Genomic DNA, 25,427 nt, shown 5'->3' on the forward strand with positions numbered 1-25,427 from the left:
TGCCATCCGGTGCCGGGAGGACCGACGCCGCGCCTCACACCGGTTCTCGGTACAGCAGCAGCATGTCGTCCCGGCGACCGGCGAACAACCGCGTCCGCGGTGTCGCCCCGGGCACCGCGACCCCGCCCTGGCCCCGCCACGCGGTGACCAACGCGTCGACGGCACGGATCTGGGTGTCGGTCAGCCCGACCGCCCCACCGGCGAGCAGCCACCCCCTGATCACCCTGCGCCGGACCGCACCGGGCAGCGGGGTGAGCACACCGACCGCGAGGCCGCCTTCGCCGATTGTGTCGAGAATGCGGGCCGCCATCGCGTCGAGCGCGTCGGTGTCCTCCCGCAGTGCCGCCGCGGTGCGTGCCAGTGCCTCGGCCACGCCGCCGCCGAGGGCGTCCTCGAGGACCGGCAGCACCTCGGTGCGCAGCCGCACCCGGGTGAACCGCCGGTCGGCGTTGTGCGGGTCCTGCCACGGCGCCAGCCCAAGCTCCGCACACGCCCGATGGGTCCGCTCCCGCCGCACCCCGAGCAGCGGCCGCCACCACGGCGGGTCGTGGGGTCTCATGCCGGCGATCGACCGGGCTCCCGACCCCCGGCCCAGCCCCAACAGCACCGTCTCCGCCTGATCGTCGAGTGTGTGCGCCAACAGCACCGGGGCACCGGCGCGGGCATCGTCGAGCGCGCGGTACCTGACGGACCGGGCCGCGGCCTCGGGTCCACCCTCGGTGCCCACCGTCACCCGAAGCACCTGGGCGTCAACACATCCCAGTGCGAGGGCCTGATCGCGGGCCGTGGCGGCAACCGCCGAGGAGTCGGCCTGCAGGCCGTGGTCGACGATCAACGCGGTGGTCGGCACCGCCGTGGCCGCCACAGCGGTCAACGCCAGCGAGTCCGCCCCGCCCGACAGCGCCACGCACCATCGGTCGAGGCCTGCGGCATGGTCACGGGCGAACCGGGTGACCACCGTGCGCAGCTCGGCTACAGCACCCGGTCGATCCATCGCCGTGGCTCACCGATCTCGCTCGGTAGCGGCAGGGTCTCGGCATCGGTCCAGATCGTGTTGAACCGCTGCATGCCCACGGTCGACACCACCTCGTCGACGAAGGCCTTTCCCCTGGTGTACTGGTTCATCTTCGCGTCGATGCCCATCAGGGCCCGCATCAGCCGCTGCAGCGGGGGCTGCTTGCGCTGCCTGCGGTCGTCGAACCGGCGTCTGATCGTGGCGACCGTCGGCACCACCGCGGGCCCGACGGCATCCATGACGTGCTCGGCGTGCCCTTCCAGCAGCGTCCCCAGCACCAGCAACTGGTCGAGCGCCTTCTGTTGCGGCTCGGACTGCACCGCTCGGAGCAACCCCAGGACACCGCCCGAGTCCGCTTGGGAATCATCGCTTTTCGAGCTGTCGCGACGATCCCGCAGGTAGCCGGCCAGCCGGCCGACGACTTGGGTGACGTCCTCGCCCGCGTCCTCGGTCAGCACCGTGAGCGCGCCGGTCATGTGATCGGCCAACCAGGGATTGGCCCGGAACTGCACCCGGTGGGTGACCTCGTGCAGGCACACCCACATCCGGAAGTCCGCCGGCTTCACCCGGAGCTGGCGCTCGACGGCGATCACATTGGGGTACACCAGCAGCAGCTCGCCACCGCCCGCCGCGAAGGGATCGAACTGGCCGAGGATGCCCGACGACACGAACGCCAGCACCGCTCCGGTCTGGGCGCCGGCGATGCGCCCGGTGATTGCCGGGGGCTTGACCGAACCGGACCCAGCGCGATCATCGCTGCCCCCGGTCATCGCCCGCATGGAGTGCGCCGCGGCACGAATCCACTGCGGCCGGTCGACGATTCGGGCCTCCGGGATCTCACCGCCCTCGATGAGGCCGGTCACCTCGCGCACCGGGAGTTCGGCCAGCCGCGCCGATTCGGTGAGCTGCTCGGCCGCCTGTCTGCGGGTGTAGTCGGTGGCCGCCGGCTCCGGGCGGGCCAGCTTGCCGCCGAGCGTGGCGGCCAGGTTCCAGTCGACGGCCCGTCCGACGGCGAAGCCGGACCTGCCGGTCGGGCTCATGTGTGGCATCCGCAGGAGCGCAGCGTCGCCGCGAAGGCGTCGAGCGCGGTGCGGCCGGTAGGACCGGCCTCGTTGGACAGCAGGGCGAAGGTCAGCACCCGTCCACTCTCGTCGGTGACGATTCCGGCCAACGAATTGGTCCCGGTCAGGGAACCGGTCTTGGCGCGCAGATACCCCGCGGCCTCCCGGCCCTCCTCGGTGTCGAGGTAGCGGTTGGACAGCGTGCCGCTGCCCCCGGCGATCGGCAGCAGGTCGACCAGCGGCCGCAGGGCGGGCTCGGCGTCCCCGGCCGCCGCGTTGACCACCTCGTCGAGGGTCTTCGCGGTCAGCCGGTCGTCCACCGACAGACCGCTCGAGTCGAACAGGCGCGCGCCGGTGGTGTCGATGCCGGCGTCTTCCAGCGTGCCGATCACCGCGCGCGCCGCCCCGTCGAAACTCTGCGGCCGGTTCGACTCGGCGGCGACCTCGCGCCCGATGGACTCCGCCATGACGTTGTCGGACTGGTTCACCATGTCGCGCAGTCGCTGCATGAGCGGCGGTGACTGGACCGAGGCGACCTCGGTCCCCCGGGCCGGCGTGGACCGCACCGTCACCCTGGCGGGGTCGACCCGCAACGCCACGGCCAGGGCGCGGCCGGCGTCCAGCGCGGGAGTCTTCGACCGCCGCGATTCCACGGTCACCGGCTGCGTCCGTCCGGCGTCGAGCATCACCGATTCGATCGGCGCGATGTCCCCGCCGTCGATGTCCAGCGGGTCCCAGCCGATCGCCATCGTCGGACCGGTGTAGGTGCTGACGTCGACCTCCACGGCGGTCACGGCGGTGCCGCTGCGGCGCACCTGGTCGGCCAGATCGACGATACGTGCCGCGTCCCGGTACCAGGTTTCCTCGCCGCGCGGCGCGGCCGACAGCGTCTGGTCCCCACCGCCGACCAGCACCACCACCCCGGGCCGGTCGCCGGCGAGGACCCGCGTGGTCAGCCGGTCGTCGCGGTCCAGGGTCAGCAGCGCCGCCGCGGCGGTCAGCAGCTTGTTCGCCGACGCCGGTTGCATCGGCACGTCGGCACCCTGTTCCCAGAGCTGCCTGCCGGTCAATGCGTCGGTGATGCGGCCGGTGAACCTGCCCAGGTCGGGGTCGGCCAGCGCCGGCGCCAGGGCGGCAGCGAGGCCGTCGGCTGTCGGTACGTGTGCGGAGTCGGAGACGGGAACCACCGCCGGAGCAGCGGTCGCCGGTGCAGGTGCGGGTTCCACGGCCTGCTGGTCGGACGTCGGCCGGGACAGCAGCGCGGCGGCCGCCACCACCACAGTGACCAGCAGCAGCACCGCCACCCCGACCACCACGTGGGTGGACCGCCGCCACCGAGTGGGACGCATGTTTCTCCTGCTCTCGATCGACTACCCGAGCCACCCCTGTAGTGCAGGGTATCGCTCGTTTACTGTTAACCCGCGTCGTCAGCAGACGACCCTGATCCGTACCTGATCTGAAGGAGTCCCCACCGTGCAGTTCGACGTCCTCGTCGAGATCCAGAAGGGGTCGCGCAACAAGTATGAGGTGGACCATGACAGCGGCAAAGTGAAGCTGGACCGCTATCTGTTCACGGCGATGGGTTACCCGACGGACTACGGCTACATCGAGGACACCCTCGGTGAGGACGGGGATCCGCTGGACGCGCTGGTGCTGCTGCCCGAACCGGTGTTCCCGGGCTGCATCGTCGAGGCGCGCCCTGTGGGCATGTTCCGGATGACCGACGAGAAGGGCGGCGACGACAAGGTGCTCTGCGTGCTCGCCGATCCCCGGTGGGACCACATCACCGACATCGGCGATGTGTCGGAGTTCGAGCTGGACGCCATCAAACATTTCTTCGTGCACTACAAGGACCTCGAGCCGGGCAAGTTCGTCAAGGCCGCCGACTGGGTGGGCCGCGAGGAGGCCGAGGCCGAGGTGAACCGTTCCATCGAGAGGTTCAAGGCCGAAGGTCACTGACGGCCCCGGCTTGAGACTCAACTCACCCCGGGAATTTGCGTGGTCGTAACACGGCGTAACGCCGCTGTCCCTTCGGCCTTCGATCATGGCGGAGTGCTGTTGCATCAGGGACTCGGGCTGGACGCCTTCAACGCAATGCCGTTGCGTCGCGCAGTCCACGCCGTCTACGAGTGCTGCTACAGCGTCCCGCTGGCCGCCGATCTGGCACGCGCCCGCCCCTTCGACACCTATGACCAGCTGTATCGCTGCGCTGACTCGCTGCTGTTCGGGCTGAGCGAGGAGTCCATCGACTCCATCCTGGAGGCCTACCCGGACGTCGGCCGGCGGCCCGGCAGCGAGAAGTCCCAGGCCGAACAGTGCGCCATCACCGACGAGCGCCCCGAGATGATGGCCGAGCTGGCAGCGGCGTCGAAGACCTACCTGCAGCACTTCGGCTTCGGGTTCGTGATGTTCATCAACGGCTACCGCGCCGAGGACGTGCTCGCCACGCTGCACGACCGGTTGCACAACGACCACGAGACCGAGCGCAAGGTGGTCCGCAACGAGCTCGCCCGGATCAACCGCACCCGGCTGGAGCGGATGCTCGGTCCCGAGGGCGGCTACGACAACTGGTGAGTACCCGCTGCTCGCTTAGGCTTTGCCGGTGAGCACTCCACCGACAAGACCCGCCGGACACTCCCACTTTCTCTCCCTTCCCGATCTCGCCGCCCGATCCGCAGGTGGAGCGGTGCTGTGGGCCAACGACGACGTGTTCGCCGAGAAGGAGAACCTGATCAAACCGGGCGCACCGGAATATCAGCCGGCCACCTTCGGCCACAAGGGGCAGGTCTACGACGGCTGGGAGACCCGCAGGCGCCGCGCCGCCACCGCCGACTCGCACGATTCGGTGATCGTCCGCCTCGGGGTGCCCGGCATCATCCGCGGGGTCGTGGTGGACACGGCGTGGTTCACCGGCAACTATCCGCCGGAGGTCTCGGTCGAGGCAGCGTTCGTCGACGGTTATCCGACCGCGCAGCAACTGGCCGACGAGGTCGAGTGGACCACGATCGTGGCGCGCCACCCCGTCAACGGGGACACCCGCAACCCGTGCGCGGTGGATTCGCCGAAGCGCTGGACCCATGTGCGGCTGTGCATCTATCCCGACGGCGGCGTGGCCCGGCTGCGGGTGCATGGCGAAGGCCTGCTGGACCCCCGCTTCACGGAGCTTCCGCTGGACCTGGCGGCCCTGGACAACGGCGGCCGGATCACCGGCTGCTCCAACATGTTCTACAGCTCCCCCAACAACCTGTTGCTGCCCGGCGCGGCCAGGACCATGGGCGAGGGCTGGGAGACCTCCCGGCGGCGCGACTCCGGGAACGACTGGGTACAGGTGCTTCTTGCCGGCCAGGGTGTGCTGACCGCAGCCGAACTGGACACTTCGTACTTCATCGGCAACGCCCCGGGTTCAGCCCGGTTGCGGGGCCGCGACGGAGACGGCGAGTGGTTCGATCTGCTGCCGCAGACCGAACTGCAGCCCGACACCAGACACCGCTTCCTGGTCGGCTCCGACCGGGCGGTCACCGAGGCCCGCCTGGACATCTATCCCGACGGCGGGATGGCGCGGCTGCGGCTGTTCGGACGGCTCACCCCGGAGGGGCTGCGGCGGGTCAGCGAGCGCTGGGACGCCGCAGCCTGAAGGCCGTCCCTCAGCGTGAGGGATCCTCCTGCGGGTCGGTGGTGAGGTCGGCCGGCTCCACCTTCGTCGGGGTGCCCTGTTTGCGGACATCGTGCACCCGGGTCTTGTACAGGCTGGCCGCGGTGGTGATCGCCAGCGTGACGATGATCACGCCGAGGCTGGCCAGCGTCGGGATCTCCGGCACCGGCACGTGCTCGCCGCCGTTGATGAACGGGAGTTCGTTCTCGTGCAGCGCGTGCAGCAGCAGTTTGACGCCGATGAAGCCCAGGATGAACGCCAGCCCCTGCGACAGGTACACCAGCCGCTTGAGCAGGTCACCCAGCAGGAAGTACAGCTGCCGCAGGCCCATCAGCGCGAACACGTTGGCGGTGAACACCAGGTAGGGCTCGCGGGTCAGACCGTAGATCGCCGGAATTGAGTCCAGCGCGAACAGCAGGTCGGTGGTGCCCAGCGCGACGATGACCAGGAACATCGGCGTCATCACGCGACTTCCGTTTTCCTTGACCCACAGCTTCAGGCCGTCCCACTGGTCGGTGAACTTCAGGTGCCGCTGGGCGAACCTGACCACGGAGTTGTCCGCGTCGTCGTCGTGCTCGGTGTCCCGGACGAGCTTGATCGCGGTGTACACCAGGAACGCGCCGAAGAGGTAGAACACCCAGGAGAACTGGTTGATCGCCAGAGCGCCGAGCGCGATGAAGATGCCACGGAAGATCAGCGCCAGGATGATCCCGACGAGCAGCGCCTGCTGCTGGTAGATCCGCGGCACCTTGAAGCTGGCCATGATGATCAAGAAGATGAACAGGTTGTCCACCGACAAGCTGTACTCGGTGAGCCACCCGGCGAAGAACTCGAGCCCGAACTGGCTGCCGTGGTAGAACCACGTCCACAGGCCGAACGCGATCGCCAGGCCGATGTAGAAGGTCAACGCGGTCCCGGTCTCCCGCCGTGACGGCTCGTGGGGCCTACGCCCGAAGATCAGCACGTCGACCAGCAGAATGCCGATCGTCACAGCGAGGGTGATCCCCCACTCGAGTCCAGAAACGTTCATCAAACCTCCGGTCGTCAGTCAACGCCGGAGGTCTCTTCCACCCGCACCGACCTGAGCGTCGGTGTCGGGCCCGCGGCACCGGTCGTCCGAGGGCGGACGACGAGATGACGACACTGCGGCTGAGGAATACTCCCCTCCAAGGCGGTGATTCTGCCAGTCGATCGCCCGACACGCGAAACGAGCAGGTGCCGAGGGCATGAAGTGACTCCGGACGCTTAGTAGTTTGTACCCGTGACAGCAGCGGATCCAACCCCCGAGATCCCTTCTCAATTCGTGCTGTCGGCATCGGCCCCGGAGCCACGCACGCTGATCGACATCCTCTACGACACCGCGCGCCGCCATCCCGACGCCACGGCGCTCGACGACGGTGCCGTTCAGCTCACCTACGCCGAGCTGATCACCGACGTCGAGGACAGCGTCGCGTGGCTCGCCGCGCGCGGCATCGGGCGGGGCGACCGCATCGGCATCCGGATGCCGTCGGGCAGCTACGCGCTCTACGTCGCGATCCTGGCGACGTTGGCGACCGGAGCGGCCTACGTACCGGTCGACGCGGACGACCCGGCCGAGCGCGCCGAGTTGGTGTTCACCGAAGCCGGCGTCGTAGCGGTGATCACCGAGCAGGGCCTGGTGCGCGGGCCCGGGTCGTCACGAGGTTGGCGCGCGGCCGCGCCGTTGAGCCGCGACGACGCGTGGATCATCTTCACCTCCGGCTCCACCGGAACTCCGAAGGGCGTCGCCGTCACCCACCGCAGCGCGGCGGCGTTCGTCGACGCCGAGGCACGGATGTTCCTGCAGGACAACCCGATCGGCCCTGGAGACCGGGTGCTCGCGGGGCTGTCGGTGGCGTTCGACGCGTCCTGTGAGGAGATGTGGCTGGCGTGGCGGCACGGCGCGTGCCTGGTGCCGGCGCCCCGGTCGCTGGTGCGCAGCGGGATGGACCTGGGCCCTTGGCTGGTCTCTCGGGACATCACCGTCGTCTCCACCGTCCCCACGCTGGCCTCACTGTGGCCCGCAGAGGCGCTGGAGGCGGTGCGGCTGCTGATCTTCGGCGGTGAGGCCTGCCCACCGGAGCTGGCCGAACGGCTCGCGGTGGACGGTCGCGAGGTATGGAACACCTACGGGCCCACCGAGGCGACGGTCGTGGCGTGCGCGGCGCGGTTGGACGGAAAGAGCCCGGTGAGTATCGGGCTGCCGCTACCCGGGTGGGATCTGGCGGTGGTCGGCAAGGACGGCTCGCCGGTGGAACTCGGCGAGGTCGGTGAGCTCGTCATCGGTGGTGTCGGGCTGGCGCGCTACCTCGACCCGGACAAGGACGCCGAGAAGTACGCAGCCATGCCGAGCCTCGCCTGGAGCCGTGCCTACCGCAGCGGTGACCTGGTCCGGCTGGAATCCGACGGGCTGTACTTCGTGGGACGCGCCGACGACCAGGTCAAGGTCGGCGGCCGGCGTATCGAGCTCGGCGAGGTGGAAACCGCGCTGGTGAACCTGCCCGGTGTCAGCGGTGCTGCCGCGGCGGTGCGCAAGACCGCCAGCGGCACCCCGCTGCTGGTCGGCTACCTCGTCGTCGCGCCTGTCGCCGAACAGGCCTTCGACGTCGTCGAGGCCCGCGCCCGGCTGTCCGGGTCGCTACCCGCCGCGTTGGTGCCCCGGCTGGTCGTCGTCGCCGAACTGCCCACCCGTACGTCGGGGAAGGTCGACCGCGACGCCCTTCCGTGGCCGGTCGGCTCGGCAGGTGACGACGCCGCTCCCGAGCTGGGCGGCACCCTCGGCTGGCTGGCCGCATTGTGGCGTGACGTGCTGGCTGCGCCGGTGGACGGGCCGGAAGCGGACTTCTTCGCCCTCGGCGGCGGGTCGCTGTCGGCGGCACAGCTGACCGCCGCGCTGCGGCAGCGCTACCCGCAGGTGACGGTCGCCGAGCTCTATGACCATCCCCGACTGGGGTCGCTGGCGGGCTACCTGGACGAGCTCGATCCGCCGCCCGCCGTGGTGACCCGCGACGTGAAGCCGGTCTCGCGGCTGACCCAGGCCGTGCAGATAGCCGCGAGTGTGCCGCTGGCGACGCTGGCCGGCATGCAGTGGGTGGTCTGGCTGGCGCTGGCGAACAACATCGCTGCCGCGCTGTCGCTGGTGCCGTGGGCCAGGCCCGTCGACTGGTGGTGGATCCTGGCGGGTTTCATGCTGTTCATCACCCCGCTGGGCCGGATGGGCATCGCGGTGTTCGGGGCGCGTGTCCTGATCGGTGACCTCGCGCCGGGCACCTACCGTCGCGGCGGGTCGGTGCACCTGCGGGTGTGGCTGGCCGAGCGGCTGGCCGAGGCCAGTGGCGCGGAGAACATGGCCGGGGCGCCCTGGCTGGTCTACTACGCCCGCGCGCTGGGCAACTCGGTCGGCAACGGGGTGGACCTGCACTCGGCGCCGCCGGTCACCGGGATGCTGACCCTGGGTCACCGGTGTTCCATCGAACCCGAGGTCGACCTGAGTGGCCACTGGATCGACGGCGATCTGTTCCATGTCGGCCCCGTCGCCGTCGGCAACGACGCGTCGGTGGGTGCCAGGACCACGTTGCTCCCGGGCGCGGTCGTCGGCAAGAACGCCGACGTGGCACCCGGTTCCGGCGTCGTCGGGAAGGTGAAGAACAGGCAGTACTGGAAGGGTTCCCCGGCGGTCAAGTCCGGTAAGGCCAAGCATCCGTGGCCGGATCATCGCCCACCCAGCGCCCCGTTGTGGGTCGCGATGTACGGCGCCACGTCGGTGCTGCTGGGCGCGCTGCCGCTGGCCGCACTGGCCGCGGGGATCGCCGTGCTCGGCTGGGGGGTGCGCGGGACCGAGTCGGTGAGCGCGGCGGTGCTGCCGGCGCTGGTGTGGATCGTGCCGGCGACGCTGGCCGCCCTGCTGACCTACGCGGCCCTGACGGTGCTGGGGGTGCGGTTGCTCGCTGTCGGACTGCACGAGGGCTACCACCCGGTGCGCAGCCGCTCGGGCTGGCAGCTGTGGGCCACCGAACGGCTGATGGATGCCGCCCGCAACCACCTCTTCCCGATCTACGCCAGCCTGCTCACACCCTGGTGGCTCCGACTTCTCGGGGCCGAGGTCGGCCGCGGTACCGAGATCTCCACGGCGCTGCTGATCCCCAAGTTCACCGTCATCGAAGACGGTGCGTTCCTCGCCGACGACACCATGGTCGCGTCCTACGAACTGGGCGGCGGTTGGATCCACGTCGCCCGGGCCACCATCGGCAAGCGCGCCTTCCTGGGGAACTCAGGCATCACCCAGCCCGGTCGCCGGGTCCCCGACGACGGGCTGGTCGCGGTGCTCTCGGCAGCACCGCACAAAGCCAAGGCGGGCTCGTCCTGGCTGGGCAGCCCGCCGGTGCGGCTGCGGCGCCGGCCCACGGCCGCCGACGTGCTGCGGACCTTTCATCCGTCCGCGCGGCTGAAGGCGCTGCGCGCCACCGTCGAGACGTTCCGGCTCGTCCCCGTCGTGGTCACGTTCGCCATCGGGGTGGCCGTTCTGCTGTCCGTCCAAGCCGTGGTGCTGACCGCCGGCTGGATCTGGGCCGCGCTGGCCACCGGGGTTATCCTGCTGGCCGCCGGGGCGGTGGCCGGCGGCATCGCGGTGGCTGCCAAATGGATTGTGGTGGGCCGGATCACCGCCATCGAACATCCGCTGTGGTCGTCGTTCGTGTGGCGCAACGAGGTGTCGGACACATTCGTCGAGACCGTGGCGGCGCCGTGGTTCGCCCGTGGGGCAGCGGGTACACCGGTGATGAATCTGTGGCTGCGGGCGCTGGGCGCGAAGATCGGACGGGGGGTGTGGTGTGAGAGCTACTGGCTCCCCGAGGCCGACCTGGTGACGCTCGAGGACGGCTGCACTGTCAACCGTGGGTGCGTGGTGCAGACCCATCTGTTCCACGATCGCATCATGCGGATGGACACCGTCGTGCTCGAGCAGGGCGCGACGCTGGGACCGCACTGCGTGGCGTTGCCCGCGGCGCGCATCGGGTCAGGAGCCACGGTCGGACCGGCATCGCTGGTGATGCGCGGCGACGTGGTTCCACCGTCGACTCGATGGCAGGGCAACCCGATCGCCTCGTGGAACCCGCCACGCAAGAAGCGTGACTCGTCGAGTCCCAAGCCCAAGAAGCCGGCGGCCGCGTGAGCGGACGCAAACGGGTGGCCAAGAAGAACGGGTCACCGGTCATCGACCCGTACCTTCCCGGCTCCGGCAACTTCGGCTACCGGGTGTCGCGCTACGAACTCGAACTCGAATACAAGGTGGCGATCAACCGGCTCGCGGGGGCGGCCACCATCACCGCCGTCACACTGGCCGAACTCGCCACGTTCACCCTGGACCTGTCGGATGCGCTCGCGGTGTCCAAGGTGACGGTGAACGGCAGGCGGCCCTCGCAGTTCCGCACCCAGGCAGGCAAATTGCACGTCACCCTGGCGGAGCGGCTACCCGCCGGCGCGGCGATGGTGGTCGCGGTGCGTTACGGCGGCACCCCGCGTCCGATCCGGTCCCATTGGGGCGAAGTCGGTTTCGAGGAACTGACCGAAGGCGTGCTGGTCGCGGGCCAGCCCAACGGTGCCGCGTCATGGTTCCCGTGTGACGACCACCCCAGCGCCAAGGCCAGCTTCCGGGTCCAGATCAGCACGGAGAGCCCGTATTTCGCGCTCTCCAACGGCAAGCTGCTGTCCCGGCGCGCCCGTGCCGGCATGACCACCTGGGTCTACGAGCAGGCCGAGCCCACCTCGACCTATCTGGTCACGCTGCAGATCGGCGTCTACAGCAGGCAGCGGATGTCGAAGAACGGCGTCGAGATCTTCTCGGTCCTGCCCGACCGGCTACGCACGAACTTCGAAACCGACTTCGGCCGTCAGTCGCAGATGATGAAGCTGTTCGTGAAGCTGTTCGGTCCCTATCCTCTGGCCGGCGGATACACCGTGGTGGTGACCGACGACGACCTCGAGATCCCCCTCGAGGCGCAGGGAATCTCCATCTTCGGCGCCAACCACTGTGACGGGCAGCGGAATTCGGAACGGCTGATCGCACACGAGCTGGCGCACCAGTGGTTCGGCAACTCCGTCACCGTCCAGCGCTGGCGCCACATCTGGCTGCACGAAGGTTTCGCCTGCTACGCGGAGTGGCTGTGGTCCGAGCACTGCGGAGAGCGCACCGCAGACGAGCACGCCCGCCACTACCACCAGAAACTGCTCAACTCGGCGCAGGACCTGGTCCTCGCCGACCCCGGCCCGCGCGACATGTTCGACGACCGGGTGTACAAGCGCGGAGCGCTCACGCTGCACGCCCTGCGCAGCCAGATCGGCGACACCAACTTCTTTGCGCTGCTCAAGGATTGGACGGACCGCTACCGGCACAGCAGCGCGGTGACCGACGATTTCACCGACCTGGCGGCCCACCACAGCGAGGATTCGCTGCGGGAGCTGTGGGCCGCGTGGCTCTACTCACCGAAGGTGCCATCGCTGGACGTGTGGGTGTGACAGACGCGGCGGCGGCGCCCTCAGGCGCGGTGACCCGCAGCAGCGTGGTCCGCGTCGGCGCGGCGACAGCGCTGACCGCGCTGTGCGGGTACGCGGTGCTCTACCTGGCCGCGCGGGATCTCGAGCCCGCAGGCTTCTCCGTCTTCGGGGTGTTCTGGGGGGCGTTCGGTCTGGTCAGCGGGGCGGCCTTCGGCCTGCTTCAGGAGACCACCCGGGAGATCCGGTCCGCCGCCGCCGATCCACCGGCCGCGCGCACCCACCCGTTGCGGGTCGGGGCGGGTGTCGGGGTGACCGCCGCGCTGTTGATCGCCGCGACCTCGCCGCTGTGGTCACAGCACGTCTTCGTCGAGGACAGGGCGCTCAGCGTCGCGCTGCTGTGCGGCGGGCTGGCCGGGTTCTGTCTGCACACCACGCTGCTCGGCGCGCTCGCCGGGGTGAACCGGTGGTCGCAGTACGGCGCGCTGATGGTCACCGACGCCGTGCTGCGGGTCGCGGTGGCGGTGGCCACCTTCGCGGTGGGCTGGGGGCTCGGCGGCTATCTGTGGGCGACGGTCGCCGGCGCGATCGCGTGGCTGTTGCTGCTTGTCACCTCGCCGACGACCAGGGCGGCCGCCCGGCTGCTCACTGCGGTCGACACCGCCACTTTCCTGCGCGGCACCGGGCACTCGATCGCCGCGGCCGGTGCCAGCGCGGTCCTGGTGATGGGTTTTCCGGTGCTGTTGAAGGCCACCTCGGGTGACGATCTCGGTGCCACGGGCGGCGTGGTGATCCTCGCGGTGACGTTGACGCGGGCCCCGCTGCTGGTGCCGCTGACCGCGATGCAGGGCAACCTGATCGCGCACTTCGTCGACCAGCGCACCCACCGGCTCAAAGCGCTGGTGGCGCCCGCGGCGCTGGTCGGTGCGGTGGGCGCGGCGGGGATCGCCCTCGCGGCGGCGTTCGGGCCGTGGCTGCTGCGGGAGGGCTTCGGTGACGAGTACCTCGCCGACGGTGCGCTGCTGGCCTGGTTCACGGCCGCGGCCGTAGCGATCGCACTGTTGACACTGACCGGCGCGGCGACGGTGGCCGCCGCGCTGCACCGGGCATACGCGGTCGGCTGGCTGAGTGCCACGGTGGCCTCCACGCTGCTGTTGCTGCTGCCGTTGGAACTCGAACTGCGCACCGTCATCGCGCTGCTGTGCGGGCCGCTGCTGGGGATGGCGGTGCACCTGGCCGCACTCGCCCGCCTGCACACCGCCGGGTAGCCGACGAATACGCTGCCCGCAGGACGGCGACCGAGAGCAGAGGAGACGACATGGGCTGGCTGGTGACCGGCGGCGCTGGGTACATCGGTTCCCACGTGGTCCGCGCCCTGCTCGAGGCAGTCCTCCCGGTGGTGGTGATCGACGACCTGTCCACCGGATTCGAGCAGTTCGTCCCGGAGTCGGCCACCTTCGTCCGCGGCACCCTGCTCGACCGGGACCTGATCCAGGACACCCTGCAGCGCTTCGCGGTCCGCGGTGTCATCCACATCGCGGGCTACAAGTACGCGGGCGAGTCGGTCAAGCGTCCACTACACACCTACGAGCAGAACGTGACGACCACGGTCAACCTGCTGCAGGCGATGGAAGCCGCAGGGGTGGACCGGATCGTGTTCTCGTCGAGCGCCGCGACCTTCGGCACGCCCGATGTCGAGATCGTCGACGAGACCACCCCGACAACCCCCGAATCGCCCTACGGGGAAACAAAGCTGATCGGTGAGTGGCTGCTGCGCGACGCCGGCCTCGCCACCGGGCTGCGGCACACCAGCCTGCGGTACTTCAACGTCGTCGGATCGGGTTCGCAGCAGCTGTTCGACGCCAGCCCGCACAACCTGTTCCCGAAAGTGTTCGACATGCTCTACCGCGGGGCGACACCGAGCATCAACGGCGACGACTATCCGACCCCCGACGGCACCTGCGTGCGCGACTACATCCACGTCTGCGACCTGGCCGCGGCTCATGTGGCGGCGGCCCGACGACTCGACGACGGGCTGACGGTCGAGCCGGTGTACAACCTGGGCAGCGGCGCGGGCACGTCGGTGAGGGAGATCATGACCGCGGTGCGGACCGTCACCGGCGTCGACTTCGAACCGCAGATCCTGCCCCGTCGGCCGGGTGACCCGGCCCGGATCGTGGCGGCCGGTGATCTCGCCGCGCGGGACCTCGGTTGGCAGATGCGGCATTCGCTCGAGCAGATGGTCGCCTCGGCGTGGAAGGCCCGCCAGAGCGCCGGAGACGCCTACCCGCGCTCGTGAGGTCCTGGGTCGCCCGCTCCGCGCTCGCGCTGATCGCACTGCACCTGGTCGTTCGGGCCGTGCTGGCGTTCGGCGGGTACTTCTACTGGGACGACCTGATCCTGGTCGGACGCGCAGGCACCCAGAGCCTGCTGTCTCCGGAGTATCTCTTCGACGACCACGACGGCCACGTCATGCCGGGGGCCTTCCTGGTCGCCGGTGCCATCACCCGGCTGTCCCCCCTGGACTGGGTGGGTCCCGCGATCAGCCTGCTGATCCTGGCGGCGCTCGCGTCGTTGAGCTGCTGCGGGCATTGCACGTGATCCTGGGCTGGCGCCCGGTGTTGTTGGCGCCCTTGATGTTCGCGTTGTTCACGCCGCTGGCCGTGCCCGGCTTCGCGTGGTGGGCGGCGGCGTTGAACTCGCTGCCGATGCTGGCCGCGCTGGCCTGGGTGTGCGCGGACGCGATCCTGCTGGTGCGCACCGGTGGCCGGCGCTATGCGCTCACCGGCGCGCTGGCGTACTTCGGCGGGCTGCTGTTCTTCGAGAAGTCGGCGATCATCCCGTTCGTCGCGTTCACCGTGGCCGCGCTCTACTGCTACGTCACCGGCACCGGCACCGTGCGGGAGGTCTGGCACCGGGGGGTGCGGCTGTGGACGGTGTGTCTGGCGCTGACGGCCGCCTGGGTCGGGGTCTATCTGCTGGTGGTCGACCAGCAACGCTGGAGTTTCGATCTGGCGATGACGTGGGATCTGTTGTGGCGCTCGGTCACCCACGGCATCGTGCCGGGTCTGGTCGGTGGGCCGTGGGACTGGCAGCGGTGGGCGCCGGCGTCGCCGTGGGCCACCCCGGCGACGACGGTGATGATCCTGGGCTGGGCGGTGCTGGCCGGTGTGGTCGCGGTGACGATGGTCCGGAAGCAGCGGCTCGGACCGGTGTGGCTGGCGGCCCTCGGGTACGCGGTGGCCTGCCAGGTGCCGATCTATCTGATGAGGTCGTCGCGTTTCACCGCGCTGGAGTTGGCCCAGACGTTGCGTTACCTGCCCGACCTCGTCGTCGTGCTTGCGCTGCTGGCCGCCGTCGGGCTGTGCGCACCCAACCGGCCCCGCTCGGGATGGCTTGATGCCTCGGCTGTCAGATCAGCCGCGGCGGTCGTGCTCGCGGTGGCCTTCGCGGCCAGCTCGCTGTACTCGACGGCGACGTTTCTGACCAGTTGGCGCAACAACCCCGCACAGTCTTATCTGCAGAACGCCCGGACCGCGCTGGCGCAGGCGCACGCGTCCTCGGACGCGCCGATGCTCGACCAGGAGGTCGACCCGCTGGTGCTGCAACGGGTGGCGTGGCCGGAGAACTTGGCCAGCCACATGTTCGCACTCCTCGACGACCGGCCCGAATTCTCGCCTGCCACAACCGAGTTACGCATGCTCGATGCCGAAGGCCGCCTCGTCGAGGCGAACGTGAGTTGCGCTCCATTCGACCCGGCCCGGCGCCGCAGTGCGGGTATCTGGTGCAACCCGACTTCCGGCGCAGCTGCCGCTGGACGGGCCGCTGCTGCCGGCCGACTGGACCGTCGAGATCAACTATCTGGCCAACAGCAACGGATCGATGATGCTGTCGCTGTCGCAGGGCGACGAGGTCAAGGTGCCGGTCCGCCCCGGCCTCAACCGGGTGTACGTGCGACTGCCCGGCGCCGGTGATGCCATCACCGTGCGGGCGGTCACCGCGGCGCTGTCGGTGTGTGTGGCCTCGGGGCCGGTCGGCTTTGTGACACCCCGATAGCGATGCGACGCTGTCCCGATGACCGATATGCGTGCGACGGGTTACCACGTTTTCCGTGAGTTGTTGCCGGGCGTCCTGCCCGACGGTGCCGACAGCATCGGAGACGGCGGGTTCGGCGACGAGTTGCTCGAGATCGGCGTCGAGAGCGTGTTCGGCCGGCTGTGGGGCCGTGACGGCCTGAGCCGCCGCGACCGCAGCCTGGTGACACTGGGGATCCTGATCGCGTTGCGCGCCACCGATGAACTGCAGTTCCACGTCCAGATCGCCCGCAACAACGGGCTGACCGAAGACGAGATCGCCGAAGTGATCTACCACTCCAGCGGTTACGCCGGGTTCCCGGCAGCCAACTCCGCGTGCAAGGTGGCCCGGAAGTGCTGCAGGGGAATGAGCTCCCTGCGCCTGTGGAGCCGCCTGGGGGAATCGAACCCCCGACCTTCTCATTACGAGTGAGACGCTCTACCGACTGAGCTAAGGCGGCGTGCCGTCGGGCGGCCTGAGTCTACGGCAGGGTCCGCCGGCCTCCCAAGTCAGCCGCGCAGCGCCTGCCCGACGGTGCCGACCATGGCGTCGACCGCGAACTTCGGTTTGACGTTCACCGCCAGCGCCTCGCGGCATTCCAGCACCGCCTCGATGCAGCGCAGCAGCTTGTCCGGGGGCGCGTGGGCGGCCATCGCGGCGACCTTCTCGGCCATGTCGGGATGGTAGGGCGCCACCGTCGCCACCCCCGACGACACCAGCAGGGCGTCGCGGAAGTACGTGGCGAGGTCGATCAGCGCCCGGTCGAGCGCATCGCGCGATGCGCGGGTCTGACGTGACTTCTGGCGCCGCTCGAGGTCCTGATCGCGCCGGTGGCGCCGCGCATGGTCCCGGCCGTGCCCTTTCCGGTGCCTCCGGCGCCCAGCGCCGTGCGCAGCTCTTCCGCCTCGGACTCGTTGCGGTCCCCGGTCAGCGCCTTGGCCTCGGCCTCCGCGGTGGCCACCAGCTCCTCGGCGGCCGCGTACGCCCGTGACGGGTGGCCGCGTCCTGGCCAGGCTCAGCGCCCGCAGCCGGCGCTCCCGGGCCTGCCCGTCGGTGGCCAGCCGGCGGGCCCGCCCGACATGGCCGCCGCTGACCGATGCGGCCCACGCGGCGTCTGCCTCCGGTAGCCCGTCGGACTCCACCAGCACCCGGGCGATCGCATCCACCGGCGGGGTGACCAAGGCGATGTGCCGGCACCGCGACCGCAGCGTGATCGCGATGTCCTCGGGGTCCACCGACGGCGCGCACAACAGGAACACCGTCGACGGCGGCGGCTCCTCCACGACCTTCAGCAGTGCGTTGGCCGCGCCCTCGGTGAGCCGGTCGGCGTCTTCGACCACCACGATCTGCCAGCGGCCGGTGCCCGGGCGCCGCGAGGCGATCTGCACGATGTTGCGCATCGCGTCGACACCGATGGACAGCCCTTCCGGGATGATCCGGCGCACGTCGGCGTGGGTGCCCGCCATCGTGGTCGTGCACGCCCGGCACTCCCCGCACCCGGGCCTGCCACCGGAGGTGCACTGCAGCGCGGCGGCGAAACACAGCGCCGCCACCGAGCGGCCCGAGCCGGGTGGACCGGTGATCAGCCACGCGTGGGTCATCGAGCCGGCTGCGGCGTCCGTCTCGTCACCGGGGGCATCAGCGGGGGCGTCATCGGGGGCACTGTGAGCCGAATCACCGCGTGCGGCGCGCGCCGCCGCGATCAGCTCCGACTCCACTGCGTCTTGGCCCACAAGACGCGAAAAAACACCTGTCATCGCCGATAACAGTAATGCTGCGAACCGACACGTCCGTCCCAGACGCCCCGTCACGGTCAGCTGCGCCCGATACGGTAAGCGGGTGGCCGCCGAACCGATCGAGATCGGACGAATCAGCGCATTCGTCCGTTGGGTCGCGCGTACCCCGTGGCCGGTGTTCACGCTGGGCATGCTGCAGGCCGACATCATCGGCGCCCTGCTGGTCCTCGGGTTCCTGCGGTTCGGTCTGCCGCCCGAGGACCGCATCCAACTGCAGGATCTGCCCGCCTACAACCTGGCGATCTTCCTCGGCTACCTGTTCGTCTCGTTCACCGTCGCGTCGTACCTGACGCTGCGGATGCTCATCCCCGTGATGCGCTGGCAGCGGCGCGACATGCTGCTCGGTGACCGCGACCCGGCTGACACCGCGGTGGCCCGGATCCGGGCGCTGAAGATGCCGTTCTACCGCTCGCTGATCAGCGCCACCAACTGGCTGCTGGGCTCGGTGGTGTTCATCGTCGCCAGCTGGCCGGTGGCCAGCAAATCCGCGCCTGTGGTGGCCGTCGCCACCGGCCTGGGCGCCACGGCGACCGCGATCATCGGGTACCTGCAGTCCGAACGTGTCCTGCGGCCGGTGGCGGTCGCAGCGCTGCGCGGTGGGGTTCCAGAGAGTTTCCACGCCCCGGGCGTCATCCTGCGCCAGGTGCTGACCTGGGTGCTGTCCACCGGGGTGCCCGTGCTGGCGATCGTCCTCGCGCTGGTGGCCAGCAAGTTCGCCATCCTCACCGCCCCCGCCGAACGCCTGACCACGACGATCCTTCTGCTGGCGATCGCGGCGCTGGTGATCGGGCTGTCGAGCACCGTGCTGGTGGCGATGTCGATCGCCGACCCGCTGCGTCAGCTGCGCTGGGCGCTGGGTGAGGTACAACGCGGCAACTACAACGCCCACATGCAGATCTACGACGCCAGCGAGCTCGGGCTGCTGCAGGCCGGGTTCAATGACATGGTGCGTGACCTGGCCGAACGGCAACGGCTGCGGGATCTGTTCGGCCGGTACGTCGGCGAGGACGTCGCGCGCCGCGCGCTGGAACGGGGCACCGAACTCGGCGGCCAGGAACGCGACGTGGCCGTGCTCTTCGTCGACCTGGTCGGGTCCACCCAGCTGGCGGCCACCCGCCCGGCCGCCGACGTCGTCAGCCTGCTCAACGACTTCTTCCGGGTGGTCGTCGACACCGTCAACCGCCACGGTGGTTTCGTCAACAAGTTCCAGGGCGACGCGGCGCTGGCCATCTTCGGCGCCCCGATCGAGCATCCCGACGCCTCAGGCGCGGCGCTGGCCGCCTCCCGCGAGCTGCACGACGAGCTCATCGACGTCCTCGGCGAAACGGACTTCGGCATCGGGGTGTCGGCGGGGCGGGCGATCGCCGGCCACATCGGCGCCCAGGCCCGGTTCGAGTACACCGTCATCGGCGACCCGGTCAACGAAGCCGCGAGGCTGACCGAGCTGGCGAAACACGAGAAGGGCCACGTGCTGGCATCGGCGATCGCGGTCAGCGACGCTCTGGACTCCGAGGCGCTGTGCTGGGACGTCGGCGAGATCGTCGAGTTGCGCGGCCGCACCGCGCCGACCAACTCGCCCGGCCGGCACACCTGGTGTCGGTCGACGGCGCCAGCGCCTCCCGCTAGTACTACGAGTCCGGCTAGCTCTTCTTCGCGGCTTTTTTGGCCGCTTTTTTGGCGGGCGCTTTCTTGGCCGCCTTCTTGGCCGGGGTCTTCTTCGCGGCCTTCTTCACCGGGCCGCGGGCCCGGCGGTCGGCGAGCAGCTCCGAGGCCCGTTCGTCGGTGATCGACAGCACGTCGTCACCCTTGCGCAGGCTCGCGTTGGTCTCCCCGTCGGTCACATACGGGCCGAACCGGCCGTCCTTGATCACCATCGGGTTGCCGCTGGCCGAGTCGTTGCCCAGCTCACGCAGCGGCGGAGCGGCCACGCCCTGCCTGCCGCGCCGCTTGGGCTCGGAATAGATCTTGAGCGCCTCGTCGAGGGTGATGGTGAACATCTGCTCTTCGGTCGCCAGCGAACGAGAGTCGGTGCCGCGCTTGAGGTATGGCCCATATCGGCCGTTCTGCGCGGTGATCTCCTCGTTGGTGGCCGGGTCGACACCGACCACCCGCGGCAACGACAGCAGTTTCAGCGCGTCCTCGAGGGTCACTGTTTCCAGATCCATCGTGCGCAGCAGCGAGCCGGTACGCGGCTTCGGTCCGGTCGGCTTCTTGCCCTTCTTCGCCGGGGTTCCGGCGGAGCCGTCGTCGTCCTCCGGCGGTTCGGGCAATACCTCGGTGACGTACGGGCCGTAGCGCCCGTCCTTGGCGACGATCTCGTGACCGGTCTCCGGATCGACGCCCAGCGATCGGCCCTCTTGCGGTGTGGCGAAAGCCTTTTCGGCCAGCTCCAGGGTCAGCTCGTCGGGCGTCAGCTCGTCCTTGAGGTTGGCCCGCTGCGGCTTGAGCTCGCCGGGGTTGTCCGGATCGGCGATCATCCGCTCGAGATACGGCCCGTTGCGCCCGACTCGGACGTTGACCGCGCGTCCCTCGGCGTCGTCGAAGAGCTTGATGGAGTTGACCAGCCGGGCGTCGATCTCTTCGAGATTGCCACCGACGAGCTTCTTGAGACCACCCGCGCGGGCGATCGAGCCCTCGACGCCGTGGTCACCACCGAAGTAGAAGTTGTTGAGCCAGTTGGACCTTCGCTCGTTTCCGGATGCGATCTCGTCGAGCTCATCTTCCATCGCGGCGGTGAAGTCGTAGTCCACCAGGCGAGCGAAGTGCTGCTCGAGCAGTCCGATGACCGCGAACGCCACCCACGACGGGACCAGCGCACTGCCCTTCTTGTGCACGTAGCCGCGGTCCTGGATGGTTTTGATGATCGACGAGTAGGTCGACGGGCGACCGATGCCGAAGTCTTCCAGCGTCTTGATCAGCGAGGCCTCGGTGTAGCGGGCCGGCGGACTGGTGGTGTGCCCGTCGGCGGTCAGGTCCTTGGCGTCGACCCGCTGGCCCTGGGTGAGGTTGGGCAGCCTGCTCGGCATCGTCGGCCTCACCGCCGGCCTGATCGTCGAGGCTCTCCACATAGGCCTTCAGGAAGCCCGCGAACGTGATGGTGCGGCCGCTGGCATTGAACACGACCTGCTCGCCCGAGCTGGCGGCGCCGGCGATGCGCAGCGACAGCGTGGTGCCGCGGGCGTCGGCCATCTGCGAGGCGACGGTGCGCTGCCAGATGAGCTCGTAGAGCCGGAACTCGTCGGTGTCGAGCGAAGCGTGCAACTGGCCCGGCGTCTGGAACACATCGCCGGCAGGGCGGATGGCCTCGTGGGCCTCCTGGGCGTTCTTGACCTTGCGGGTGTACTGCCGCGGCGACGGGTGCACGTACTCCTCGCCGTAGAGCTGCCTGGCCTGGTTGCGGGCGGCATCAATGGCCGACTGCGACAGCGTCGTCGAGTCGGTACGCATGTAGGTGATGTAGCCGTTTTCGTAGAGCCGCTGCGCGATGCTCATGGTGCGTTCCGAGGAGAAGCGCAGCTTGCGGCCGGCCTCCTGCTGCAGCGTCGAGGTCATGAACGGCGCGTAGGGCCGCCGGGTGTAGGGCTTCTGTTCGACCGACGACACGGCCAGCTGCGCGCCGCGCAGCCCCTGGGCCAGCGCGCCGGCACCCGCCTCGTCGAGAACGAGCACCTCGTCGGGCTTTGACCGCCCCGAGGGAGTCGAAGTCGCGGCCACTGGCCACCCGCCGGCCGTCGACTGTGTTGAGCTTGGCGGTGAACCTGGGAGGAGATGCGGCGGCATCGGAAACGCTGGCGTCCAGTTCGGCGGTGACGTCCCAGTAGCCGGCGCTGCGGAACGCCATCCGTTCGCGTTCGCGCTGCACGATGATGCGGGTCGCGACGGACTGGACCCGCCCGGCCGACAGCTTCGGCGCCACCTTCTTCCACAGCACCGGGCTGACCTCGTAGCCGTACAGCCGGTCGAGGATGCGCCGGGTCTCCTGCGCGTCCACCAGGTCGTTGTCCAGGTCCCGGGGATCCTCGGCCGCGGCGCGGATCGCCGGCTCGGTGATCTCGTGGAACACCATCCTCTTGACCGGGATGCGCGGTTTCAGCGTTTCCAGGAGGTGCCAGGCGATGGCCTCGCCCTCCCGGTCACCGTCGGTGGCGAGGTAGAGCTCGTCGACGTTCTTGAGCAGATCCTTCAGCTCGGCGACGGTGCTCTTCTTGTCCGGGCTGACGATGTAGAGCGGCTCGAAGTCGGCGTCGACGTTGACCCCGAGGCGCGCCCACGGCTCGGACTTGTACTTGGCAGGGACGTCGGCGGCGGCCCGGGGCAGGTCGCGGATGTGCCCGCGGGACGACTCGACGACGTAGTTGGACCCCAGGTAGCCGGCTATTTTGCGCGCCTTTGTAGGCGACTCGACAATGACAAGTCGTCGAACAGCACCATTGCGCCCGCTGCTGCGGTCCTCGTCAGCCACCTTTGACTAGCTCCACTTCTCCGTTTGCACGCGAGCATCGCATACATGTGCGACCGCCGCGGCAAGTGACAATTTCGCACCCTCGGCCTGCCGACGCAAACTGGCCCCTGTCCCCCCGCGTGCCCGAAGGCGGCTACGTCCGCGGCCACTGCGACAACGCCTCGGCGTTGTCGGGTGGTTCCCCTACATTCTCTACCAGGCGCGATAGCCGACGGCGCCCGCTGATCCGCAATGCCGGATGCGTCCCGCGGGTGCCGATCAGCGTCGGCGCAATCCACCCTCATCATCGCCGACGCGAGCGGCGAATGCGTTTCCGGCGCGTGCGGGTCCAAACCGAGCAGATATCGATCCGAATCGGGGGTCCCCGCCGCCAGCGTCCACGCCCGCAGCTCCCGTGGCCCCGGTAGCCACTGCGGTGGCACCGTCTTCACCGCCCCCCTCGTCCAGTCCACGGCGATCTCGACCAAGCGGTTGTCCACCGCCGTCCGAACCAGCGGGGTGTCCTCATCGGTGCGGGCGATCTCCGCCTCCAATCCGGCCTCGACGATCATCTCGGCCAGCGCTTGCGCCCGCCACAACTCGTCCACCACCACCGACAACCGGGCACCCCGCTGCGGGCCGCCTCCGACCAGCACCACCTGCCCGGGCGCAGCCAGGATCCCGTCAGGTCGGCGATGGCCGGTGGCACCGACTCCGCCGAGAAGAAGGACAGCTGGCTCACAGAAGTGACACTAGGGCAGCCCGAGCGTCCGGAGGTGTTGCCGGGCCGGGGCCCGGTCGCAGGCTCACTGACAGCACCCCGCGTCTTCCGTGACGGAGGACGCGGGGGTGATTGGAGGTTTTGGTTGGTCCGCTTCGCTCAGACGGCCCGAACGCCGGTGGCCTGCGGCCCCTTGGGGCTCTGACCGACCTCGAACTCGACCTTCTGATTCTCTTCCAGGGTGCGGAAGCCGCTACCCTGGATCTCCGTGTAGTGGACGAACACATCGGCAGAGCCGTCTTCGGGAGCAATGAAGCCGAAGCCCTTCTCCGCGTTGAACCACTTCACAGTTCCTGTGGCATCTCTCGTACTTTCTCTTCTACCGGGAGCGGTCCACCGACTTCCGGTGTAGCCCGTTCCGACCGCCATACCTTCGTGGAGTGCTCGGAACTCGACCCGACAACCCTCGCAGGAACCGCGGCCGCAACGACGATCCTGCGAGGTGAATACACGAACACAGAAGCTGCGACCGCAAGTAGTCAATCACGTTCGGGGCTGCTGCGACAGTCACGGAGGAATCACGTAGTGAACAATTCACATGCGGGGGGATTTCGGCGACATCCGGGAGGGGCCGAGGTGACGGATCCGGGGTCGGATTTCGGCCGCGAGCTGCTGGCTTGCGCGGTCGACGGCACGGCGGCCGACGAGCACCCGCTGCGCCACGTCGCCGACCTGCCGCCGCGCCGGGCACGGACCCGACCGTGGCCGCACTGGGCGGATCCGGACCTGGTGCAGGCTTTCCGCGATCGGGGTGTGGTGACCCCGTGGTCGCATCAGGTGGCGGCGGCCGAACTCGCGCGCGACGGCCGCCATCGTGCTGAGCACGGGCACCGCGTCGGGCAAGTCGCTGGCCTACCAGCTGCCCATCCTGACGCGGCTGACCGACAATCCGCGGTCCCGGGCGCTGTATCTGTCGCCGACCAAGGCGCTAGGGCACGATCAGTTGCGGTCGGTGGCCGCGCTCACCTCCGCGGTGCCCGGACTCATCGATGTCGCCCCGACCCCCTATGACGGTGACAGTCCCGCCGAGGTGCGGCGCTTCGCCAGGGAACGGTCCCGTGGATCTTCTCCAACCCCGACATGATCCACCTGTCGATGCTGCGCAACCACGCCCGCTGGGCGGTGTTCCTGCGAAATCTCGACTACCTCGTGGTGGACGAATGTCATTACTACCGGGGCGTTTTCGGATCCAACGTGGCGATGGTGCTGCGTCGGCTGTTGCGGCTGTGCGCCCGCTACCGGCAACAGGCACTGACTCTTCCGGGCCAACGGTGATCTTCGCCAGTGCGACGACCGCGCAGCCCGCGATCACCGCCTCGGAGTTGATCGGGCAGACGGTGGTGGAGGTGACCGACGACGGTCGCCCCAGGGGGCGCACGGTCGCGCTGTGGGAACCGGCGCTGATGGACGATCTGTTGGGGGAGAACGGCGCTCCGGTGCGTCGGTCGGCCGGTGCCGAGGCGGCACGCGTGATGGCGGACCTGGTCGCCGAGGGCGCGCATGCTGACGTTCGTGCGCTCGCCGGCGCCGAACTCACCGCGCTCAGGCCCGGCGCGTTTCGCCGAGACGGGGATGTGGCCGATCAAGTGGCCTCCTACCGGGCCGGATACCTCGCCGAGGACCGGCGCGGGCTGGAGCGCGCGCTGGCCGACGGCGAACTGCGCGGTGTGGCGACGACGAACGCGCTGGAGCTGGGGTGGACATCGCGGGCCTCGATGCAGTGGTGCTCGCCGGTTTCCCGGCACTGTCGCGTCGTTCTGGCAGCAGGCCGGTAGGGGCGGACGGCGGCCAGGGGCACTGGTGGTGATGATCGCCCGCGACGACCCGCTCGACACCTACCTGGTACACCACCCCGCGGCCCTGCTCGACAAGCCCATCGAACGCGTCGTGATCGACCCGGAGAACCCCTATGTCCTTGGGCCCCAGCTCCTCTGCGCTGCCACCGAGCAGCCGCTGACGGATTCGGAGGTGCGGATGTGGAACGCAGAGGCGGTGGCCGGCGACCTCGTCGACGACGGCCTGCTGCGCCGCCGGCCCAGCGGCTACTTCCCCACCCCCGGGGTTGATCCGCATCCGGCCGTGGACATCCGAGGGTCCATA

At 69.5% G+C, this 25,427-nt stretch carries 14 protein-coding genes, 1 tRNA gene and 5 pseudogenes; 11 read left to right on the top strand and 9 right to left on the bottom strand.

The window, feature by feature from the left end; genetic code table 11:
* Positions 1 to 34: 34 nt before the first annotated feature.
* From tilS to dacB, 3 genes are read right to left on the bottom strand one after another with little or no spacing between them, the layout of a single operon-like run.
* A complete protein-coding gene (gene tilS, locus G6N53_RS29505; protein ID WP_163895239.1) occupies positions 35 to 994 on the bottom strand; it encodes a tRNA lysidine(34) synthetase TilS in 960 nt (319 codons plus the stop codon).
* Positions 973 to 2,055: an Rv3626c family coenzyme F420 biosynthesis-associated protein gene (locus G6N53_RS29510; protein ID WP_163895241.1), complete on the bottom strand. Its 1,083-nt coding sequence runs from the start codon at positions 2,053 to 2,055 to the stop codon at positions 973 to 975. Before G6N53_RS29510 ends, tilS begins: the two co-directional genes overlap by 22 nt.
* Positions 2,052 to 3,425, bottom strand: coding sequence for a D-alanyl-D-alanine carboxypeptidase/D-alanyl-D-alanine endopeptidase (gene dacB, locus G6N53_RS29515; RefSeq protein WP_163895244.1), 1,374 nt, complete (start codon positions 3,423 to 3,425; stop codon positions 2,052 to 2,054). Before dacB ends, G6N53_RS29510 begins: the two co-directional genes overlap by 4 nt.
* A 124-nt stretch (positions 3,426 to 3,549) precedes the next feature.
* Between dacB and G6N53_RS29520 the strand changes: the two genes are divergently transcribed.
* The 3 genes from G6N53_RS29520 to alc all read left to right on the top strand — a co-directional run bounded on the left by G6N53_RS29520 (position 3,550) and on the right by alc (position 5,710).
* Positions 3,550 to 4,035 carry an inorganic diphosphatase gene (locus G6N53_RS29520; RefSeq protein ID WP_163895246.1) on the top strand — a complete coding sequence of 162 codons (486 nt, stop codon included), beginning with the start codon at positions 3,550 to 3,552 and terminating at the stop codon, positions 4,033 to 4,035.
* Positions 4,036 to 4,128: 93 nt separating this feature from the next.
* Complete coding sequence (locus G6N53_RS29525; RefSeq protein ID WP_163895248.1) at positions 4,129 to 4,650, top strand: 2-oxo-4-hydroxy-4-carboxy-5-ureidoimidazoline decarboxylase; 522 nt, start codon at positions 4,129 to 4,131, stop codon at positions 4,648 to 4,650.
* A gap of 22 nt (positions 4,651 to 4,672) precedes the next feature.
* Entirely contained in the window at positions 4,673 to 5,710 is a 1,038-nt protein-coding gene (alc, locus tag G6N53_RS29530; RefSeq protein ID WP_371870874.1) for an allantoicase, read from the top strand.
* Positions 5,711 to 5,720: 10 nt separating this feature from the next.
* Here the strand turns inward: alc and G6N53_RS29535 are convergent, their stop codons facing one another.
* Positions 5,721 to 6,758 (bottom strand): TerC family protein, encoded by a 1,038-nt coding sequence (locus G6N53_RS29535; protein WP_163895252.1) that lies wholly within the window; start codon positions 6,756 to 6,758, stop codon positions 5,721 to 5,723.
* Between the two features lie 231 nt (positions 6,759 to 6,989).
* Between G6N53_RS29535 and G6N53_RS29540 the strand changes: the two genes are divergently transcribed.
* The 6 genes and pseudogenes from G6N53_RS29540 (at position 6,990) to G6N53_RS29565 (ending at position 16,741) form a co-directional block, all read left to right on the top strand.
* Positions 6,990 to 10,916, top strand: a complete 3,927-nt coding sequence (locus tag G6N53_RS29540; protein ID WP_163895254.1) for a Pls/PosA family non-ribosomal peptide synthetase — start codon at positions 6,990 to 6,992, stop codon at positions 10,914 to 10,916.
* A complete protein-coding gene (locus G6N53_RS29545) occupies positions 10,913 to 12,259 on the top strand; it encodes a M1 family metallopeptidase (protein WP_237166678.1) in 1,347 nt (448 codons plus the stop codon). Before G6N53_RS29540 ends, G6N53_RS29545 begins: the two co-directional genes overlap by 4 nt.
* Entirely contained in the window at positions 12,256 to 13,503 is a 1,248-nt protein-coding gene (locus tag G6N53_RS29550; protein WP_163896449.1) for a hypothetical protein, read from the top strand. Before G6N53_RS29545 ends, G6N53_RS29550 begins: the two co-directional genes overlap by 4 nt.
* A 50-nt stretch (positions 13,504 to 13,553) precedes the next feature.
* A complete protein-coding gene (gene galE / locus G6N53_RS29555; RefSeq protein WP_163895256.1) occupies positions 13,554 to 14,534 on the top strand; it encodes a UDP-glucose 4-epimerase GalE in 981 nt (326 codons plus the stop codon).
* Positions 14,531 to 16,291 (top strand): annotated as a pseudogene (locus tag G6N53_RS29560) (hypothetical protein). The gene galE and the pseudogene G6N53_RS29560 overlap by 4 nt, the downstream one beginning before the upstream one ends.
* A gap of 18 nt (positions 16,292 to 16,309) precedes the next feature.
* Positions 16,310 to 16,741, top strand: coding sequence for a carboxymuconolactone decarboxylase family protein (locus G6N53_RS29565; RefSeq protein ID WP_205390499.1), 432 nt, complete (start codon positions 16,310 to 16,312; stop codon positions 16,739 to 16,741).
* Here the strand turns inward: G6N53_RS29565 and G6N53_RS29570 are convergent.
* A tRNA-Thr gene (locus tag G6N53_RS29570) sits at positions 16,694 to 16,769 on the bottom strand. The two genes, G6N53_RS29565 and G6N53_RS29570, sit on opposite strands and share 48 nt — an antisense overlap.
* A gap of 49 nt (positions 16,770 to 16,818) precedes the next feature.
* Positions 16,819 to 18,066 (bottom strand): DNA polymerase III subunit delta', encoded by a 1,248-nt coding sequence (locus G6N53_RS29575; protein ID WP_237166679.1) that lies wholly within the window; start codon positions 18,064 to 18,066, stop codon positions 16,819 to 16,821.
* A gap of 82 nt (positions 18,067 to 18,148) precedes the next feature.
* On the opposite strand from G6N53_RS29575, the pseudogene G6N53_RS29580 reads away from it, so the two are divergent.
* Positions 18,149 to 19,731, top strand: a pseudogene (locus G6N53_RS29580) (adenylate/guanylate cyclase domain-containing protein).
* A gap of 14 nt (positions 19,732 to 19,745) precedes the next feature.
* Here G6N53_RS29580 and topA read toward each other — a convergent pair.
* The 3 genes and pseudogenes from topA to G6N53_RS29595 all read right to left on the bottom strand — a co-directional run bounded on the left by topA (position 19,746) and on the right by G6N53_RS29595 (position 23,615).
* Positions 19,746 to 22,567, bottom strand: a pseudogene (topA, locus tag G6N53_RS30680) (type I DNA topoisomerase).
* A 133-nt stretch (positions 22,568 to 22,700) separates the two neighbouring features.
* Positions 22,701 to 23,288: pseudogene (locus G6N53_RS29590) on the bottom strand (hypothetical protein).
* A gap of 138 nt (positions 23,289 to 23,426) precedes the next feature.
* Positions 23,427 to 23,615 carry a cold-shock protein gene (locus G6N53_RS29595; protein WP_163895258.1) on the bottom strand — a complete coding sequence of 63 codons (189 nt, stop codon included), beginning with the start codon at positions 23,613 to 23,615 and terminating at the stop codon, positions 23,427 to 23,429.
* A gap of 288 nt (positions 23,616 to 23,903) precedes the next feature.
* Here G6N53_RS29595 and G6N53_RS29600 point away from each other — a divergent pair.
* A pseudogene (locus tag G6N53_RS29600) lies at positions 23,904 to 25,427 on the top strand (DEAD/DEAH box helicase); the annotation flags it as partial.

The sequence above is a fragment of the Mycolicibacterium hippocampi genome, assembly GCF_010723735.1.
Lineage (GTDB): Bacteria > Actinomycetota > Actinomycetes > Mycobacteriales > Mycobacteriaceae > Mycobacterium > Mycobacterium hippocampi.

Bases quoted from the DNA above. Each gene is read 5' to 3' on its own strand.
- dacB (WP_163895244.1), bottom strand. From the start codon at position 3,425: ATGCGTCCCACTCGGTGGCGGCGGTCCACCCACGTGGTGGTCGGGGTG.
- tilS (WP_163895239.1), bottom strand. From the start codon at position 994: ATGGATCGACCGGGTGCTGTAGCCGAGCTGCGCACGGTGGTCACCCGG.
- galE (WP_163895256.1), top strand. From the start codon at position 13,554: ATGGGCTGGCTGGTGACCGGCGGCGCTGGGTACATCGGTTCCCACGTG.
- G6N53_RS29575 (WP_237166679.1), bottom strand. From the start codon at position 18,066: ATGACAGGTGTTTTTTCGCGTCTTGTGGGCCAAGACGCAGTGGAGTCG.
- G6N53_RS29510 (WP_163895241.1), bottom strand. From the start codon at position 2,055: ATGAGCCCGACCGGCAGGTCCGGCTTCGCCGTCGGACGGGCCGTCGAC.
- G6N53_RS29565 (WP_205390499.1), top strand. From the start codon at position 16,310: ATGACCGATATGCGTGCGACGGGTTACCACGTTTTCCGTGAGTTGTTG.
- G6N53_RS29535 (WP_163895252.1), bottom strand. From the start codon at position 6,758: ATGAACGTTTCTGGACTCGAGTGGGGGATCACCCTCGCTGTGACGATC.